The organism is Rhodococcus sp. T7, from assembly GCF_009872365.1.
Classification (GTDB): Bacteria; Actinomycetota; Actinomycetes; order Mycobacteriales; family Mycobacteriaceae; genus Rhodococcus_F.
In genome coordinates, this window is record NZ_WXYH01000389.1 from 283,846 (window position 1) to 298,212 (window position 14,367).

The 14,367-nt window shown below is 62.5% G+C and carries 14 protein-coding genes; 8 read left to right on the forward strand and 6 right to left on the reverse strand.

Annotated elements, in window-relative coordinates:
- Positions 1-25: 25 nt before the first annotated feature.
- Positions 26-250, reverse strand: coding sequence for a hypothetical protein (locus tag MLGJGCBP_RS45320; protein ID WP_160093672.1), 225 nt, complete (start codon positions 248-250; stop codon positions 26-28).
- A gap of 66 nt (positions 251-316) precedes the next feature.
- A complete protein-coding gene (locus MLGJGCBP_RS45325; protein ID WP_160093671.1) occupies positions 317-910 on the reverse strand; it encodes a hypothetical protein in 594 nt (197 codons plus the stop codon).
- A 610-nt stretch (positions 911-1,520) separates the two neighbouring features.
- Here MLGJGCBP_RS45325 and MLGJGCBP_RS52635 point away from each other — a divergent pair.
- Together MLGJGCBP_RS52635 and MLGJGCBP_RS45335 are read left to right on the forward strand one after the other, a co-directional pair.
- Entirely contained in the window at positions 1,521-1,835 is a 315-nt protein-coding gene (locus MLGJGCBP_RS52635; RefSeq protein WP_236580850.1) for a hypothetical protein, read from the forward strand.
- A gap of 1,057 nt (positions 1,836-2,892) precedes the next feature.
- Positions 2,893-3,357 (forward strand): PLAT/LH2 domain-containing protein, encoded by a 465-nt coding sequence (locus MLGJGCBP_RS45335; protein ID WP_160093670.1) that lies wholly within the window; start codon positions 2,893-2,895, stop codon positions 3,355-3,357.
- 216 nt (positions 3,358-3,573) lie between these two features.
- Here the strand turns inward: MLGJGCBP_RS45335 and MLGJGCBP_RS45340 are convergent, their stop codons facing one another.
- Complete coding sequence (locus MLGJGCBP_RS45340; protein ID WP_160093669.1) at positions 3,574-3,741, reverse strand: hypothetical protein; 168 nt, start codon at positions 3,739-3,741, stop codon at positions 3,574-3,576.
- A gap of 768 nt (positions 3,742-4,509) precedes the next feature.
- On the opposite strand from MLGJGCBP_RS45340, the gene MLGJGCBP_RS45345 reads away from it, so the two are divergent.
- From MLGJGCBP_RS45345 to MLGJGCBP_RS45360, 4 genes are all read left to right on the forward strand, one after another.
- Positions 4,510-4,827, forward strand: a complete 318-nt coding sequence (locus MLGJGCBP_RS45345; protein WP_160093668.1) for a hypothetical protein — start codon at positions 4,510-4,512, stop codon at positions 4,825-4,827.
- A gap of 232 nt (positions 4,828-5,059) precedes the next feature.
- Complete coding sequence (locus MLGJGCBP_RS45350; RefSeq protein WP_160093667.1) at positions 5,060-5,593, forward strand: hypothetical protein; 534 nt, start codon at positions 5,060-5,062, stop codon at positions 5,591-5,593.
- A 300-nt stretch (positions 5,594-5,893) separates the two neighbouring features.
- Positions 5,894-6,820: a recombinase family protein gene (locus MLGJGCBP_RS45355; protein WP_236580849.1), complete on the forward strand. Its 927-nt coding sequence runs from the start codon at positions 5,894-5,896 to the stop codon at positions 6,818-6,820.
- 422 nt (positions 6,821-7,242) lie between these two features.
- Positions 7,243-8,268, forward strand: coding sequence for a DUF3644 domain-containing protein (locus tag MLGJGCBP_RS45360; protein ID WP_201452917.1), 1,026 nt, complete (start codon positions 7,243-7,245; stop codon positions 8,266-8,268).
- Positions 8,269-8,813: 545 nt separating this feature from the next.
- On the opposite strand, the gene MLGJGCBP_RS45370 is transcribed toward MLGJGCBP_RS45360, so the two are convergent.
- From MLGJGCBP_RS45370 to MLGJGCBP_RS45380, 3 genes are read right to left on the reverse strand one after another with little or no spacing between them, the layout of a single operon-like run.
- Positions 8,814-9,371, reverse strand: a complete 558-nt coding sequence (locus tag MLGJGCBP_RS45370; protein ID WP_160093665.1) for a recombinase family protein — start codon at positions 9,369-9,371, stop codon at positions 8,814-8,816.
- Entirely contained in the window at positions 9,368-10,375 is a 1,008-nt protein-coding gene (locus MLGJGCBP_RS45375) for a zeta toxin family protein (protein ID WP_160093664.1), read from the reverse strand. The genes MLGJGCBP_RS45370 and MLGJGCBP_RS45375 overlap by 4 nt, the downstream gene beginning before the upstream one ends.
- On the reverse strand, positions 10,372-10,650 hold the full coding sequence (locus MLGJGCBP_RS45380) for a hypothetical protein (RefSeq protein ID WP_160093663.1): 279 nt from the start codon (positions 10,648-10,650) through the stop codon (positions 10,372-10,374). Before MLGJGCBP_RS45380 ends, MLGJGCBP_RS45375 begins: the two co-directional genes overlap by 4 nt.
- 549 nt (positions 10,651-11,199) lie before the next feature.
- On the opposite strand from MLGJGCBP_RS45380, the gene MLGJGCBP_RS53910 reads away from it, so the two are divergent.
- Entirely contained in the window at positions 11,200-12,507 is a 1,308-nt protein-coding gene (locus MLGJGCBP_RS53910; RefSeq protein WP_160093662.1) for a pentapeptide repeat-containing protein, read from the forward strand.
- Positions 12,508-12,637: 130 nt separating this feature from the next.
- Positions 12,638-13,507, forward strand: coding sequence for a hypothetical protein (locus MLGJGCBP_RS45390; RefSeq protein ID WP_160093661.1), 870 nt, complete (start codon positions 12,638-12,640; stop codon positions 13,505-13,507).
- Positions 13,508-14,367: the final 860 nt, after the last annotated feature.

Consider the following 14,367-nt stretch of genomic DNA (forward strand, 5'->3'; position numbering starts at 1 on the left):
GACTCACCAGCCAGGTCCCGCTGCGCTAACGTACAGCTTCAGGTCGGACGTCGCGGGTAACCACCATCGCGTCAAAACGTTGGAACACTGGCACGAGTTCGTCTACCCAAATGCCGGTGGCCTCAAAGACTTTCTGGTGACACTCCATGAACGAGCCACCGTTGAAATGGCCGAGGAGCTCGTGAATGTTGCCAGGGAGCGGCTGCTCCATGAACTCGTCTAGGCTCAGCCGCTGTACGTCGTCTTTCATTACGTTCCTTCCGATTTGGTCGAACACCTTTGCAATGGGATTCGTGATAGTTCAAGTCGGAGAGCTTTACGTGCGCGCGAGGAGCGTCAGCCACATGGCTATGCCGAAGTCTCCGCGAACGGTCTGTCGTTCTCCTGCAGCGGCAGCGAAACCGTAGCCCTGCGCCAGGTCCCAGACAGATTCTGGGGTGACGCTTCCGCCAAAGACTGCAATCGCATTTGCAAATGCAATCGCCGGAAAAAATACCCGTCCGAACCAGGACTGGCGAGCTTCCGCTATCTCTACAACCGTGTGCTCATTGCTCGAAATAAGCGCAGCGAGGGTTTCATCGCTAACTTCCCGCAGTCCGGTATCAAGGTCCATGTCGCGCAGGGCAAGCAGGGACGAGCCAACGATGTGATTCGTAATTTGACCCAGACGACCATTCGGGCGAAACGTAGAGAACGCAGTCCCCCTGCTGTACAGAGCCTTTGCCATCTCGTTGTTCAGATCGAACGCTCGCGCAACAGCTACGAAGTCAGGTCGAGTAATTGGGAAGATAAACCCGAAATATGCATCGCGAGTGGCGTCAACCTTCCGGTGCAAATCTGACTCGCGACTTGCAAAGAGAGTTTCGACATCACGCGAAGTGACATCTTCGAGCCTTTTGTAAGAGATCACGACTTAGTCCCATCGGTGGACGTTTTTGGCGACGAAGATCTCATTAGTCCGGGGCTGGGCCAGCGCGCTACGCACGTTGGTCCAGGATTCCGAAGGTTTGGTGCAGGTATGTGATTCGGATCACGATCTATGCAATGATTCTCGCTCGTGTTCTCGGCGTTTGTCAATGACTGCAGGGGAGGAAGGACATTTCCGGAGTTGGGAATCATTAGGCTCCTATAACTGGGTGTCTGAGAGGAATTGGTCGGTCGTAGCGGGGATTCTGCCGTCCTTTCGGCATAAGTAGGGAGGTTGAATGGGATATGATTCGAGAACTTTGCTAACGGTATGGTTGCGGGGCTTGGGGAGGGTCCGGGTTGGAAAATCACCGCATTCTGGGGATCAAGTTCAGTTGGCCATCCGACCGAACCGATCGGGCCCTCACCAGGCGGTCGAGCGTCACGCCGAAAGCTGCACAACCACGCGCCCTTTGGGTCCTGGGACGGCAGCGTCCAGCGCCGCGAGCTGCAGCTTCAAGAACACGTTCTACGCTAAGCCGGTGCCCACAAGGGCTTCACCGACTGCGACTCGTGTCCGACGGCCGTGGGCCTTCCTCCCGTCGTCGTCGGCATTGCACCGGGGCGACGTCGCGCTGATCGATCTGCGCGATGGCTTCCCCGCCGGAATCATCGAGCAGATCGATAATCAGGCCGTGACCTTACACACGTCGATGACGGCACTACTGCTGGCGGCCGCGGTCCTGCTGCTCGTCGCAGCGCTGGTAGTTTCACGCGCGGCCGGATGGCTGGGCGTGATCGTGGGGATTGGCGTTCGTCGAACAGGTTGCGCAGTGTGCGGTGATCGGGAGGTGGATAGAAATACGAGTCCCAGGACCCGGCGGCTGGCACGTCAGGCAGGTGCGGTCTGCCGTCTGGCGGCTGCGTGAGCGCGCCGCCGATACTCCGCCCGGTCCGGATTGCCCGCGGGCACGATCGGTCAGGTTCGACGTCCTCACGGTTCGGGGGTTCAGCCCTCGTGCCACGCACTGGCCAACGCAGAACAGCATCGGCACCACCGAAATCGGCTCACCTACCTCGGCGACACCGTCGCCCATCCACCGTCGTCCAACCGCCGCGACACAGGCGAATACCGCACCCATGCGACGCCCGTCCGGCCATGCGGCAGCGAGGATGCGAACCGGACAGCCAGCGCAGATTCGCCGCCCGCACCCTCGGTACGTCGCCGCCCGGCGGCAGTCCCAGCCCACCGACCCACACACCGTCCTGTCGAACAGCGCCTAATCCGGGCATCGATCCGTGAGTTCGGGCGCACATCCACAACGACCGCTCCGACGAACTCCACCGAGCAGCCATCGACAGCGGCGGCACCGGCGGCACCGGCGGCAGCGCGGTTGTGAAGTGACACCGAAGATGTCCAATCGGACCAGGTAGTTGTCCATCGCGTTGCTGCTGGAATGCCGGGTCGGTGTGCCGATTAACCTGTCCAATGATCGAAAATCGTCGGTCTCCGTGCGCGTCGCGTCAGTGACGTTGTCCAACGTAAAAGACCGGCCGGAGCCATCCTCGTGTGGGGATGGGGGTCCGGACCTGCGGCGATCACAGGGCAGCGAGCGCGGTCGGGGGGCTTTCATGAGGGCGGTCTTCAGTGGCTGGACAAGCCCCCGTAGGCACGATTGGACAAAAAGGTTGTCAATTGGACAACCCGCCTGTCACTTCACAAGGTTCGCTGAGCCGTCGTCGTCGCCACCTTCACCGAGCCAGGACACCGCCGCTCCGTGTCACTCATGATCTATGCGCACTCGGGCACGATAATTTCAGTTATCGCACTGGCCGTGCAGACGCCATTCGAGAATCGGTTCGCGGCAAAGACGCCCTCGGACAGCTCGCCAACGCGCATGCTTTAGCTACGCACTGACGGCGATTGGGCAGACGGTCAGGACACATGCGAGGGAAGGGGAACAAGCGATGTCACACATTCGAGGCATGCTGGTCGAATTGCAGACCCACTCCGAGTCGGGCTCGGGTACCGATGACCATCTCTACATCGGCATCTTTGGAACCGACGGCGGTCGCGAGTTTCCGCTGGATTCGCCAAGCGATGATTTTGAGGCCGGATCGCATATCACGTATGTCCTCGGGGAGACGCCGGCGTCCCAACCGGACTGGCGCCGGCCGAACTTCTCCGAGCCCGGCGGCCGGTGCGATCCCGCGGGCCTGGGCATCGATCTGGACAGTGTGCAGCAGGTCTACATCCGCAAACAAGCGAGAGGCTTCACCACCAGCGACGACGACGCGTACCAGCTCGACCTTGTCCGCGTAATTCTCCAAGCGGGAAACGAATCGCGGGCCTTCATCCTGCCGACAACGGGAGCGAAGGGGTTGTGGCTGGGCAACGAGTTCGGCCACCAAGCGTGGCTGCGGGTGCTCGGGGTCAACCCCCCGGCATGACACGACACGCCAGCCAGCTACCGCAACGAACCCGCACGAGCTGATCGTTTACCGGCGTCCGGATTCGCTGTCACACCCCCGCGCGAAGATCGTGCATGCACGTGAACGGGGGCAGAGCTCGGCGGCCCAGTACCCACCCCCCCCCGGATCGACTTCCAGCGTGTCCGCATTCCGGGTCGACGAAGGGTGGCGTGCAAATACCGGCACGGACGATAATCAAATGATCTTCACCGCACGATTGGTATCCAGCCCCACAGGATGTGAAGGGCTGGTGTGAACGCGGAAGGTTTCGTCATGCGGAAGTTTGCTCACCGCGCGGCCGCGATCATCGCAGTTGCGCCCCTGATGTTCTTCGCCGGTGCGGGCACGGCACAAGCGGCTCATGTGACCACCACCGCCGTGGGTGGCCCCACCAGGATCCTCATCACCACCACCGTCACTGGTGCTTTTGCACCGGGTTGCCGAGCCGACGTCGATGGGGGTGCGAGCCAAACCTACCAAGCAACCGGGACAGGTCCCGTCTCGCTGACCTTCCGGGGTCTGGCTGCGGGTACGCACACCGTCAACTGGAACTGCGGCGAGGGGCCACGGTCCATTCCCAACGTCGTCGTCAAGGCTGCGGACCCTGTCGGCGACGCACTCAACATGGCACTGAAGGCAGCTGGGAGTAGCCAGTTGGTAACGGACCCTACATGTTGCTGAGAGATTGACCTCGCCCGGCCGGACGGTATGACGCAGCCCTGTGCGGCGGCAAGGTGGACGGTGTTTCGTCGATGCAGATTTCGGCGCGGGTGAGCGGTTCCGCGAACGCGGTGACGGTGAGCCCGTCAGACCGCCAGGGGTGAGCACGTCGCCCTGCCCGCCACATCCGGACCGAGCCCTCGGGCGGGCCCCTATCGTCCCGGCTGGGACCGACTGCCGGATTCTCCTGTTCGTTCGGGTGTGCGTCGGAACTTGAATCATCACAGCAGCGACCGTGCCCGCTCTCGACCGCTCGACACGACGTCATCGATCACCGAAACCACAGGCCACAACCGTTATTCAGCGACTTCGCCGGGCGGCCCCGCCGCTTCCCTGCCGGGAATCGACCCATGACCTCGCCAGGAGTGCCATAGTACAAAGGGAAATGTCCGCATTGTCGGGGGAGGATGCATGGCCGCTTTCATCAAACAAGCAAACACCTACTTCGTCGCCTTGTACCCACAGTCCGGCGGTAGCGGAAGGATCAACTTCTATTGCGCAGATGATTACCGGCTCTACGTGATCTTCACGGAGGATGCGGCGTCCTCCACGAATACCTTCAACGCGGGGACGAAGACCGGTGTCGCCTACGCCGACATCGTTCATTTTCCGTACTACATCGACCTCGCACGCAATGAGAAGCCGGTCAACGTCACCTTCAATCCGGATGCCACTCCGCCACGCTTCGTGATTCACTCCAATGAACCGATCGGCGAAGGAGAAATGTGAATTCTTCCGTGTCGTCCGGGGAAGTGGTGTGGTGTATGCCACGGTTGCGCACGCCCCAGGTTGTGAAGGCCGGGTCGGCGCCGCGTGAGCCGGCGCCAACCCGACCGGCGCGAAACGTCGGCTTCGGGTGAACCCGGTGCGGCTGTTCGGGCGCACCCCGATCGCGACGGGTGCCGGGTCGGAGCACCCTGATTCGGTGGACGTCCAATCGTAGGAACAGGGAGTGGGAGTCATGTATTCGTCCGTAAGGCAACCGGTTCGGATCACCCGCGCGCTGCGGATTCTGGTCGCGATCCTCACCTCGATGGCGATTCCTGTCATCCTTGCGCAGCAGGCGCGTGCAGACCACACTTTCTTCCCGCTGGCGCCCGTGCCGCCGATGAGCGAGTCCTTCCGTGACGGCCCCGTCGCGATCTCCCCCGCGTCCGACGTGGAGATCATCCACCACCCGATCGGCGGCATCGGCGGTCACGCGGTGTTTGCCAAGACCGTGCTGACGAACCCGACCCGCGACCCCCACGGCGTCTCATGCGCACTGCGAACAACCAGCGGCAACTTCGACACCGCGACCGTGACCATCCCCCCGAGGTGGGCCGACTCCCGCGGAGTTGAGCAAAACGGCTCCGTCACGGTTTCACTGCAAGCCATCGACCGCCCGACGGCGTCAATCGCGCATTTCGGAAGCCTGACCTGCCGCAGCGGCGGTGTGCCGGTCGGGTTGACCGCATCGATGTCGAAGGTTTGGGCGATCTCCGTGCAGAACTGACGCACGGCCGACGTCCTGGGGGGCGAGTACCCATCGCTTCTTCCCTCGGTATGTGGGCAGGCTCCCGCACGCCGTGGCACCGAGTCGGCGCAGGTGTGTCGGGACGTAGCATGCGGTCACCGAATCCGCGGAACCCGCGGCAACGAACTCGCCGACCACTACTACCGCCAAAACCGAAGTGAGATGCGGTCCGACGAATCCGGCCATCGGCAAATCCGCTGGTCAACACGTCTCGAAAGTTAATTCCATAATTGCGTGTCATAACACCGATGCGGACATAACTTTCGGTACGCTCCGGGTGTGGAATTGGGATATGCCCGGGCGGCCAGCAAGCAGGATCTCGGGCGGCAGTTCGACGCGCTCACCACGGCCGGCATCGACCGGGCGAACATATACGTGGACAAGAAGTCCGGGACCACCACCGAGCGCCCCGGACTGCAGGCTCTGCTCGGCCGCGCCCGCCCCGGCGACGTGATCGTGGTGCACACCCTCGACCGGCTCGGCCGCACCGTCCGCGACACCCTGAACCTGATACACGACCTGCACCGGCGCGGCATCGGGTTCCGCAACCTGGCGGACCCGATCCGGATCGACTCGACCGACCCGGACGACCCGATGGGACAGTTGACGGTGGCGCTGCTGGCGCTGTTCGAGCAGATGGAACGCACCTACGCGGTCGAGCGCGCCGCCCACGCCCGCACCGTGGCCACCGAGAAGGGCCGTCGCACCGGCCGGCCCAGCGTGGTCACCGACGCCCAACTCGCCCACGCCACCCAGCTGCGCAACGACGGCGCCACCATCGCCGAGATCACCGACAAGACCGGGCTGACCCGCTCCACCCTCTACCGCCATCTCCCGTCCCGTCCGCCGGAGGTACTCACCGCCGAAACTGCCTCCATCGAGGAGCCGCCATCGCCGTCCACGGTGTCGGCGCCGCCTCCACCGGCCGCCGGACCGTTGACATGCCCGACCTGCGGCCACGAACCCGCCACGCGCCGGGAGCTTTTGCCGCACCGCGCCGACCTCGCGACCGTCTGGCTGCACCTCGACGACCATGGCCAGCCGCGCGAGGCACGCCACTGCGCCCACTGTCAGCCCCACACGCATGTCCTGGTGGTCAGCTGCTCCCGGTGCGGCGACGGCCCCTGGTCACCGGCACGCAGCCCGGCACCGACGATCCTCCGGCCTCGGTCCTGGCCTGGCTCGAGCGGCACGGATGGGCAGTGACCCCAGACCTGCTGTGCTCCAACCACTTCTGACTTCTGGGTTCACAGGTGTCCCGTTCGGCCGTCCCCGCACGGCATCGGCACGGCCCGCATCGTGATGTCGGCTGAAGAAACCCTGTCCAACGTCACCTCGGGCACCGATTTACAGCAGCGGTCCAGCCCTTCGTGCAGACGAGCACAGGCGTCGTCACCAACATCGATAAACCGCGGAACGAGTGGTTCGGCGCTAATCTTCTTCGTACCGTGAGAATCCTCGGTTCGACGGGTGTTGTGGCGAGCGTCCGCGGGGTTCCGAAACCGCGAGAATTCGGCCGGCGGATACGATTCCGCTTCACCCGCAAACAGCGGGCTGCCCGCGCACACCCCCACCCACCCGCGGGTCCCCTGGCCGGGCGGGAAGGCCCATGCCATAGCCTGGCGTTCATGGCTCCTCGCCCGCACTGGTGGCACGTTCTTCAGGCATCCAAGAACGAGGTGCGACTTGCTGTCGACCTGTACAACCGCTCAGGGGACGCACGTCAGCTCGAAGCCTTCATCGTTCACATGTCGATGGGGTGGCTGAAATTGCTGCAGGCCCACTTCGAGAGGTCCGGTGGTGACGTCTACATCCGGGATCAGCGTGGACGGCGCATACGGCACGAAGACGGCGACTGGAAGTACAAGTCTCTCAGTGCGCTCATGGCCGAGTTCTTCCAGCCGAACGACCCACGAAAGGTCAACCTGGACTTCTTCGTGGGATTGCGCAATCGGATCGAGCATCGGCACGAGAAGAACATCGCGGCTTTGGTTGCCGGCCGCACCCAGGCATACCTGCTCAACTACGAAAGCACCCTCGTCGAGTTGTTCGGGGAAGACGAGGCCGTAGCCTCCGAGCTGCGGTTTCCGCTGTTCCTCTCGTCCATCACGGAGGACGCCGCCGAGGCGGTGAAGAAAGTGCGATCCCAAGTGCCCCGGGGCGTCCTCGAATGGGTCCAGGACTTCGATACCGGGCTGGAACCCGATCTCGCCGCTGACCAACGATTCGATTTCCGGATCTACCTCATTCCCTACAAGGGCGCAAAAACCGAGGCCGACGCCGTGATGACCTTCGTCCGTCCGGAGGATCTCACGGAGGAACAGAACGCGGTGATGGACCAGGTGCGGACCATCATTCGAGAAAAGCAGGTTCCTGTGTCCGACCTGGGCACGCTTCGCCCGGTGCAAGTTGTCGAGAAAGTCGCGGCGGCGATATCCCGGCCGTTCACTCTCCATCACCACACTCAGGCGTGGCGATACTTCGAGGTTCGTCCTTCCTCGGGCGCTCAGGACCCAGCGAAGACGAAAGCAGATTTCTGCCGGTACAACCATGCGTTCGAGCGATACGTCTACACCGAGTCCTGGGTCACCTACCTCATTCGCAAGCTGTCCGACTCCGATACCTACGACTCCGTGATGGCCTGGCGAGCGTAGACGGTGCCCGTCGGGTCGCAGCACCAATGCCCGGCATCTCCCGCGTTTCCCAGCACCTGCCTCCAAGCTCTGTCCGACTCTCCCCATACGATGCATGCATGAAGAATCGGGTGCGTCTGAACCAAATACTCGCTGATGGAGTCGTACACGGTGACGCAGCCGAACTCTTACCGGAGCTTCCGGCAGGGAGCGTGGACCTGTTTTTCACATCCCCGCCCTACGCGGGGGTCGAGGAGCAGGACTGAGAAGAGTGGCACTAAGCCGCTTCTCTTGCACTTGACGCCATTCCGGGTGGCACCTGAAGCCAGCTACCGCAGATAGTTTCCCGAGTCGCCTCGGCGCGAAAGAGGTATCGAGCGAGGATGACTCAGAGGTTAACCGCATATAGTGTGCCGCTATCTGCGGTAACTCCTTAGCGCCACTTTTCGCGGTTCCGTCCCTCGACTGCCTGATCGCGGTGCTGATCTTGGGCTGGGTCTTTGTGATGATGGCGAAGGACCCGCGGTCCGGGCGACAGAAGAAGCTTGCGCGGGAAGTTGCGACGGTTACGACACGCTGAGCGCACGACGCACCGAGGATCGGCCGACACGGAGCGTGTCGGCGATCGCGTCGTATGACTTGCCCTGCTCGCGCAGCATTCTCGCGGTTTCGATGCGGTCCGGTGTCATGACACTGGGCCGGCCGCCGACGCGGCCCTGCCGTCGTGCCGCGTCGAGGCCGGCCATGGTGCGTTCGCGGATCATCCGTCGTTCCATCTGCGCCAGCGCGCCGAGGATGTGAAACAGGAATTCGCCACCGGCGGTGGTGGTGTCGAAACCTTCCGTGAGCGAACGGAACGCGACGCCGCGTTCGCCGAGGGCGTTGACGGTGTCGATGAGATCGCTCAGGGATCGACCGAGGCGATCGAGTTTCCACACCACCAGGACGTCGCCGGCGTCGTCGCGCAGGTAGTTCAGGCAGGCGCGGAGCTGCGGGCGGTCGGTCTTGGCGCCGGATTCGTAGTCGGTGAAGACCTTGATCGCGCCGGCCTCGCGGAGGGCGTGCTCTTGGAGCTGCGGGTTCTGTTCGAGGGTGGAGACTCTGGCGTAGCCGATGATGCTCACAGGTGCCGTCCGTGTTCGATGTCGGGGTGCGGGTCGATGTGGGGCATGGGATTGTGCCAGGGTTCATGCTCCCAGTGTCCGAGTTGATGTTCGGGTGAGATCGAATGGTCCTCACCGTGACTGCGTCCGGTGGGGTGTGCCCATTCACGCACGGTGTCGGCATCGCGCTCGAGCTGGTCGTGGGTTCTGCCGGCGGGACCCTCGAGATAGCCGGGGCGTTCCTGGACTTCGACGCGAACGCGTTCGTAGTCGCGGAGCCACTCGGTGGCGGCCGCGGGTGTCAGTGGTTGGGCACGTTCGGTTTCGAGGATCTCGAGTGCGCGGGGTGCTTCGGCCCAATCGCCCTGGGTGTTGCGTGCGTTGCTGTAGACCCGGTCGGCGCGGGTGTAGATGCTGATGCGATCGACGACGTCGGAGGCTTCGAGGGCTTCGAGGACGTGGGCGCTGCTGACGTACGGGACATCGTGCGCGGTCGGCGGGGTCCAGCGGGCCCGCTCCGATGGTGCGGACAGGTAGCGGTCCTCGATCGCGAGACGGCTGACCTCGGCCTGAGTGGCGACGGCAACGACGTGGATCTCGTATCCCGCGGCCGCGAATTCGTGCGCGGTCTCAAGCACCATGACCTCGTCGCGGAAGGTGCCCTCGAGGGCGACGCTGTAGCCCTCCTGTTTGGCGTAGTCGAGGCTGCGGCGGACCATCGGCCCGGACAACTCGGCGGTGACGATCGGCATCTGGATGGGGTCCTCGTCGAGGAGTTGGCGGTATTCGGGGTGGTACTGGCGGAAGTCGTCGCCGCTGATCACGACGGGATGAGCGCGGGGTACGTCGCGGATGGCCATGTGCATCGCACGGGTCTTGCCGGCGCCGGGCTGGGCTCCGACGAAGATCAGCACCGGCCGGGCCGTCTCCGGCGGGCGGGCGTCATCGAACAGCCGGCGCCGCACCTTCGTGGTGAAGATGCGGTCGAGGTATTCGTTGGTGATGCGGTTGCGGCGCGGCCTCATGCGGCGCGCAGGGCTGCGATCTCCCCGCGCCAGGAATCCTGGGCGGCAATCAATCCCTTGCGTGCCTCGAGGTCGGTGCCGAGCGGCAGATTCTCCCGTTCACGCTTGACGGCCAGGCGGCGTTCGTGGAATCGGTCCGAGACGGTGGGGTCCGCCGCGGCGTCCTCGTGTTCGAGAAGGAGGTACTCGAGGTCGATCGCGTAGTCGCGGGTGATGTCGTACAGAGCCACCAGATCGATCGTGAGCCGACGGTCTTCGATTTGAGTATCCGACATGGTTCCCCCTCTGTTCGCGCGTCTGCGTCGAGACCGAGTCTAGTCGACCGGCCGAAAACGCCCAACTCGACGTTTCGGCCGATTTGGTTTCGGCCGATAGTTTCGGCCGGAGGTCGTTGCAGGTCGCCGATGTCGCCCGATCGGTGCAATTCGTCGGCCGTAATCGAACGAATGAGAACACTGCATCACAGCGCATAACTATGCGCGACGGCCGGTTCGCTCCGGATCACTGCAACAGGCTCCGCCCTGAGACGGATCGTCAAATCAGGATCGACCTCACACGCCGAGGCTGCGCGTCACCTAATTCGCAGATGGAGTCCTTGCCACCGCCTTCGCGCATCAGTACTCAGAACCCCTTAGACAGTCGAACAACCAGTGACAACCGGCCACGTAGCGCGGAAAATAAACAGACTGGTCTTGTAAGGAGCGATCGATATGCCGAACGCCGGGTGACAGGAATGTTGAGGCATGTCAGATTCTGATGGGGAATCGGCTAGCCCTCCGGCAATTCCGCGCAAGCCGTTCTCCTGGCGGGAGCCGTCGACGTGGGTGCCGAAGCAGTCGGGCCCCCAGCCGGCCTGGTGGTTCAAAGATGGCGTGTTCGCGGTCATAGTTGGCCTGCTGGTATTCCTGTTCCAATCGTCGTTCGAGGCCCAGCGCGAACTGACGAGTAGTCGCGACGAGCTAGTGCGCGCATTCCGTGAGCAGGTCATTACGAGCAAGGACCCCATCGACCGGTCCTACGGTGAGATGCAGGGGATGAATCTTCCGGGCATCAAACTTCAGGGAGCAAACCTCGCTCACGCGGATCTAAGTAACATCGTGCTCCGATCCGCCGACCTCACCGGCGCGGACCTCACGTTGGCCGATCTCGATGGTGCACAACTGCAAGGGATCCTCCTCAGTAGTGCAAAGTTGAATGGTGCCTCTATCGTGGGCGCGAACCTAGAGGGTGCAGCATTAAATTGTCGCCTGACAGGGGACGGGCCGCCGGGGACCCCTCAATGCACGCCAGCGCCAAATGACGACGTCAAACAGGAGATCGCCGCCCCAGCGACCGGCGAAGAGGAGACCAGCACCCCAGAGATTGAAACGAGATTGCTGCTCACGGATCTCACAAGATCCGACCTTCGCTTCGCAAATCTCGAAGGCGCTGACCTGTGGTCCGCCACGCTTAATGGAGCAGATCTCCGTGGCGCCAACATGCAGGAAACGAAGCTAACCGGGATACGCGCCCAACACGCTCACATGGATTGCATCGACAACCCCGAGCCGGCAGCCAAGGACGATCTGTGTGTGCAGTTGATTGGTGCCACCCTCTGGGGGGCCGACCTGCGGGGTACCAACTTATCCGGCGCCGATCTGACCGGCGCACGATTGAACGGCGCCATTCTCGGTAACACCGCGTACGACCGAAGCAGATTGAGGAACCTCATCTTGGGCGACGCGAATCTCACCGGCGCCAAGCTCGACGACATCTGCTACGACGAAACTACCGTGTGGCCGTTTGGCTTCGAGCCACCCCCACCACGAGACCGAGACTGTCCAATCCGAAAGACACTGGACGAGGATCTTCAAACTCTCCTCGCCCGCCTCAAACAGGGCAGAGGGGAGGAAGCGGCAGCAGTCGCCCTTACCAGTGGATGCCAGCAGGAGGATCGAAAGAAGTGGATTGAGGACATCGCGACAAACATTGCGAACTTGGAACCCCTTGAATCGCCATACGTGATCGAACAAGTCGCCGGACCACACGCCACAGTCCGGTTTTCCTCCTCGACGAATCAAGGCGACGGCCCGGGCTCTGGCTCATGGAGTTACGACAACAACGATGACACATGGAAGTACGACGGCTGCTGAGGGCATAGTTCGTGGCGCTAGGGGATCAGGAGAGCCGCCAGCGAGGGAGTGGACCGACCATCCCACGCGTCGGCATTTCTCCACCAGGCGTGTCGCAGATCGGGCGTCCATCGACGGGGAAGGTCACCTCATGCTCGTTTCAAACTTCTACACCGCACGAGAGCACAAGCCTCCTTGGCTGCAGCAGGTGCCGCCGAAGAAGCCGCCGAAGCCGACGGAATTCACCGCGTACGAATTGCGAGTTACGAACCTTTCCGACAGCGCGATCAGGTTCGAGGTCGAGTGGCGAACCTCAGAAATCAAATTGTCTGGGCTACTTCAGCCCAAACTTGTACGCGCAGATCTCCATAATTTCTTTGGGTCGTGGTCCGTCTCTTCGCCCGTTGGGGAGTTCTCCTTCTTGCAGTTCCGGTGGGACTACTTTCGTGGCAATTACTACGCCCGTACAGGCTGGACTGTGGAACCTAACGGCTCCGCACTTTTCAGTCTCACACCGAGCGGATGGCCGAGTAAGCCACTCGCTGACAAGGAAAGCCTCGCGGTCGCGGGTTACGCCGAACTCTACGTGCCGTTTGTCCGTTCTCCCGAACCGCCGTACGCCATGATTCCGCAGGCCGAAGCGCCGGTTCCTGTTCTGTTGGATGCGACCCGCCACATGTATGCCGGAGGCAACATCTACACCCAACCAGACCGACTCTCCGAGTCCTCGGTTCCTCTCGCCACGGGGATGGCATACAACGAGGTCGAACCGGATCAACCTCTCGGCCTCCGCGACGCTATTGGCGTGGTGAAGTACTTGGAACACCTCAAGACTCAGGGCCTGAAAGCACCCTCGGACGGAGCCATGGAGTTGCCAAGTGAGGATCGCGCACAGGCTCTCATCGATCTGCTGGCCTCAATGAGCGACGAGCCGGCCGAGATAGAAGCGCTGAATCATATGCTTGAGCAGCTGGGAAACCGAGTGCGGGTATCGGCTTCGAACCACGCTTCGTCTAATTGACGCGGCCGCACCGGGTACGCCTACGCTCCTCTCGTTGCTTACCCAGCTATCGGCCGGATTCGAGGACCGGAAACGATCGATTGCGGTCCGGCACCGCTCGCCCCCGGAGCATGTACGCCGGGGAGCGAACACAGTTCCCGGCGTGACGGATGTCGGACATGGAGTGGATAGTGAAGCCATGCCTGACAACCGCCGCGTCACCGGACTGGATAAGTGGACTACGGAACGGCTTGAAGAATTCCTGGAGGATCTCAAGCGCGAGGCCGTCCCACATGCGGAACCAGGAAGACCGTTCCTCACCTACGACGCAGTACGCGCCGAACTCGCTCGCCGACGATCCGAACAGCCCTGAGGCTCAGAAACCACCGATTTCAGCGACTGGAGTAATGAGTCGGCAAACCCGCCAGATCGACGACTTCTGCCCCATATCTCGCCCGCGGCCAAACGCCATCCAGGGCTGCTATCTCAGAGTCGGCGGCCATCCCGGGACCGGTACGATTTCACTCCACACGTTCAATACCTTCCACCCGTCGCTCCCGAGCTTAAGAAGGTACGGGACGTAGGGATCGCCATCTCCGTGGACGAGGTTTCCTGTCTTACCCCTTCGGTCGTAGAGCCATACCGTTTCGATGTCGGCGCTGATAAGGCGATCGTGTGCCCCTACGGCCCACTCATCGGTATGTAAATCTGGCCAGTCATCGAATCCGCGCAACATGGTTCGTTCGAACGGTTCCCACAGGGGGTGTGAGTCATCAAGCTCGGCGATTGCCCTGGCGACAGAATCTGGGTCGTACCCTTCCGACCGCGCCTTATCTACCATGGGGCTCAGCCATTGTTGGGCAAGGCAGGTCCGTAAAAGC

What these genes read in the sequence shown, in the direction of transcription:
- MLGJGCBP_RS45320 (WP_160093672.1), bottom strand. Translation starts at nt 250, where the DNA reads ATGAAAGACGACGTACAGCGGCTGAGCCTAGACGAGTTCATGGAGCAG.
- MLGJGCBP_RS45335 (WP_160093670.1), top strand. Translation starts at nt 2,893, where the DNA reads ATGCTGGTCGAATTGCAGACCCACTCCGAGTCGGGCTCGGGTACCGAT.
- MLGJGCBP_RS45340 (WP_160093669.1), bottom strand. Translation starts at nt 3,741, where the DNA reads ATGAGCCGCTTGTGCCGTGCCCGCACCGGCGAAGAACATCAGGGGCGC.
- MLGJGCBP_RS45345 (WP_160093668.1), top strand. Translation starts at nt 4,510, where the DNA reads ATGGCCGCTTTCATCAAACAAGCAAACACCTACTTCGTCGCCTTGTAC.
- MLGJGCBP_RS45350 (WP_160093667.1), top strand. Translation starts at nt 5,060, where the DNA reads ATGTATTCGTCCGTAAGGCAACCGGTTCGGATCACCCGCGCGCTGCGG.
- MLGJGCBP_RS45360 (WP_201452917.1), top strand. Translation starts at nt 7,243, where the DNA reads ATGGCTCCTCGCCCGCACTGGTGGCACGTTCTTCAGGCATCCAAGAAC.
- MLGJGCBP_RS45375 (WP_160093664.1), bottom strand. Translation starts at nt 10,375, where the DNA reads ATGAGGCCGCGCCGCAACCGCATCACCAACGAATACCTCGACCGCATC.
- MLGJGCBP_RS45380 (WP_160093663.1), bottom strand. Translation starts at nt 10,650, where the DNA reads ATGTCGGATACTCAAATCGAAGACCGTCGGCTCACGATCGATCTGGTG.
- MLGJGCBP_RS45390 (WP_160093661.1), top strand. Translation starts at nt 12,638, where the DNA reads ATGCTCGTTTCAAACTTCTACACCGCACGAGAGCACAAGCCTCCTTGG.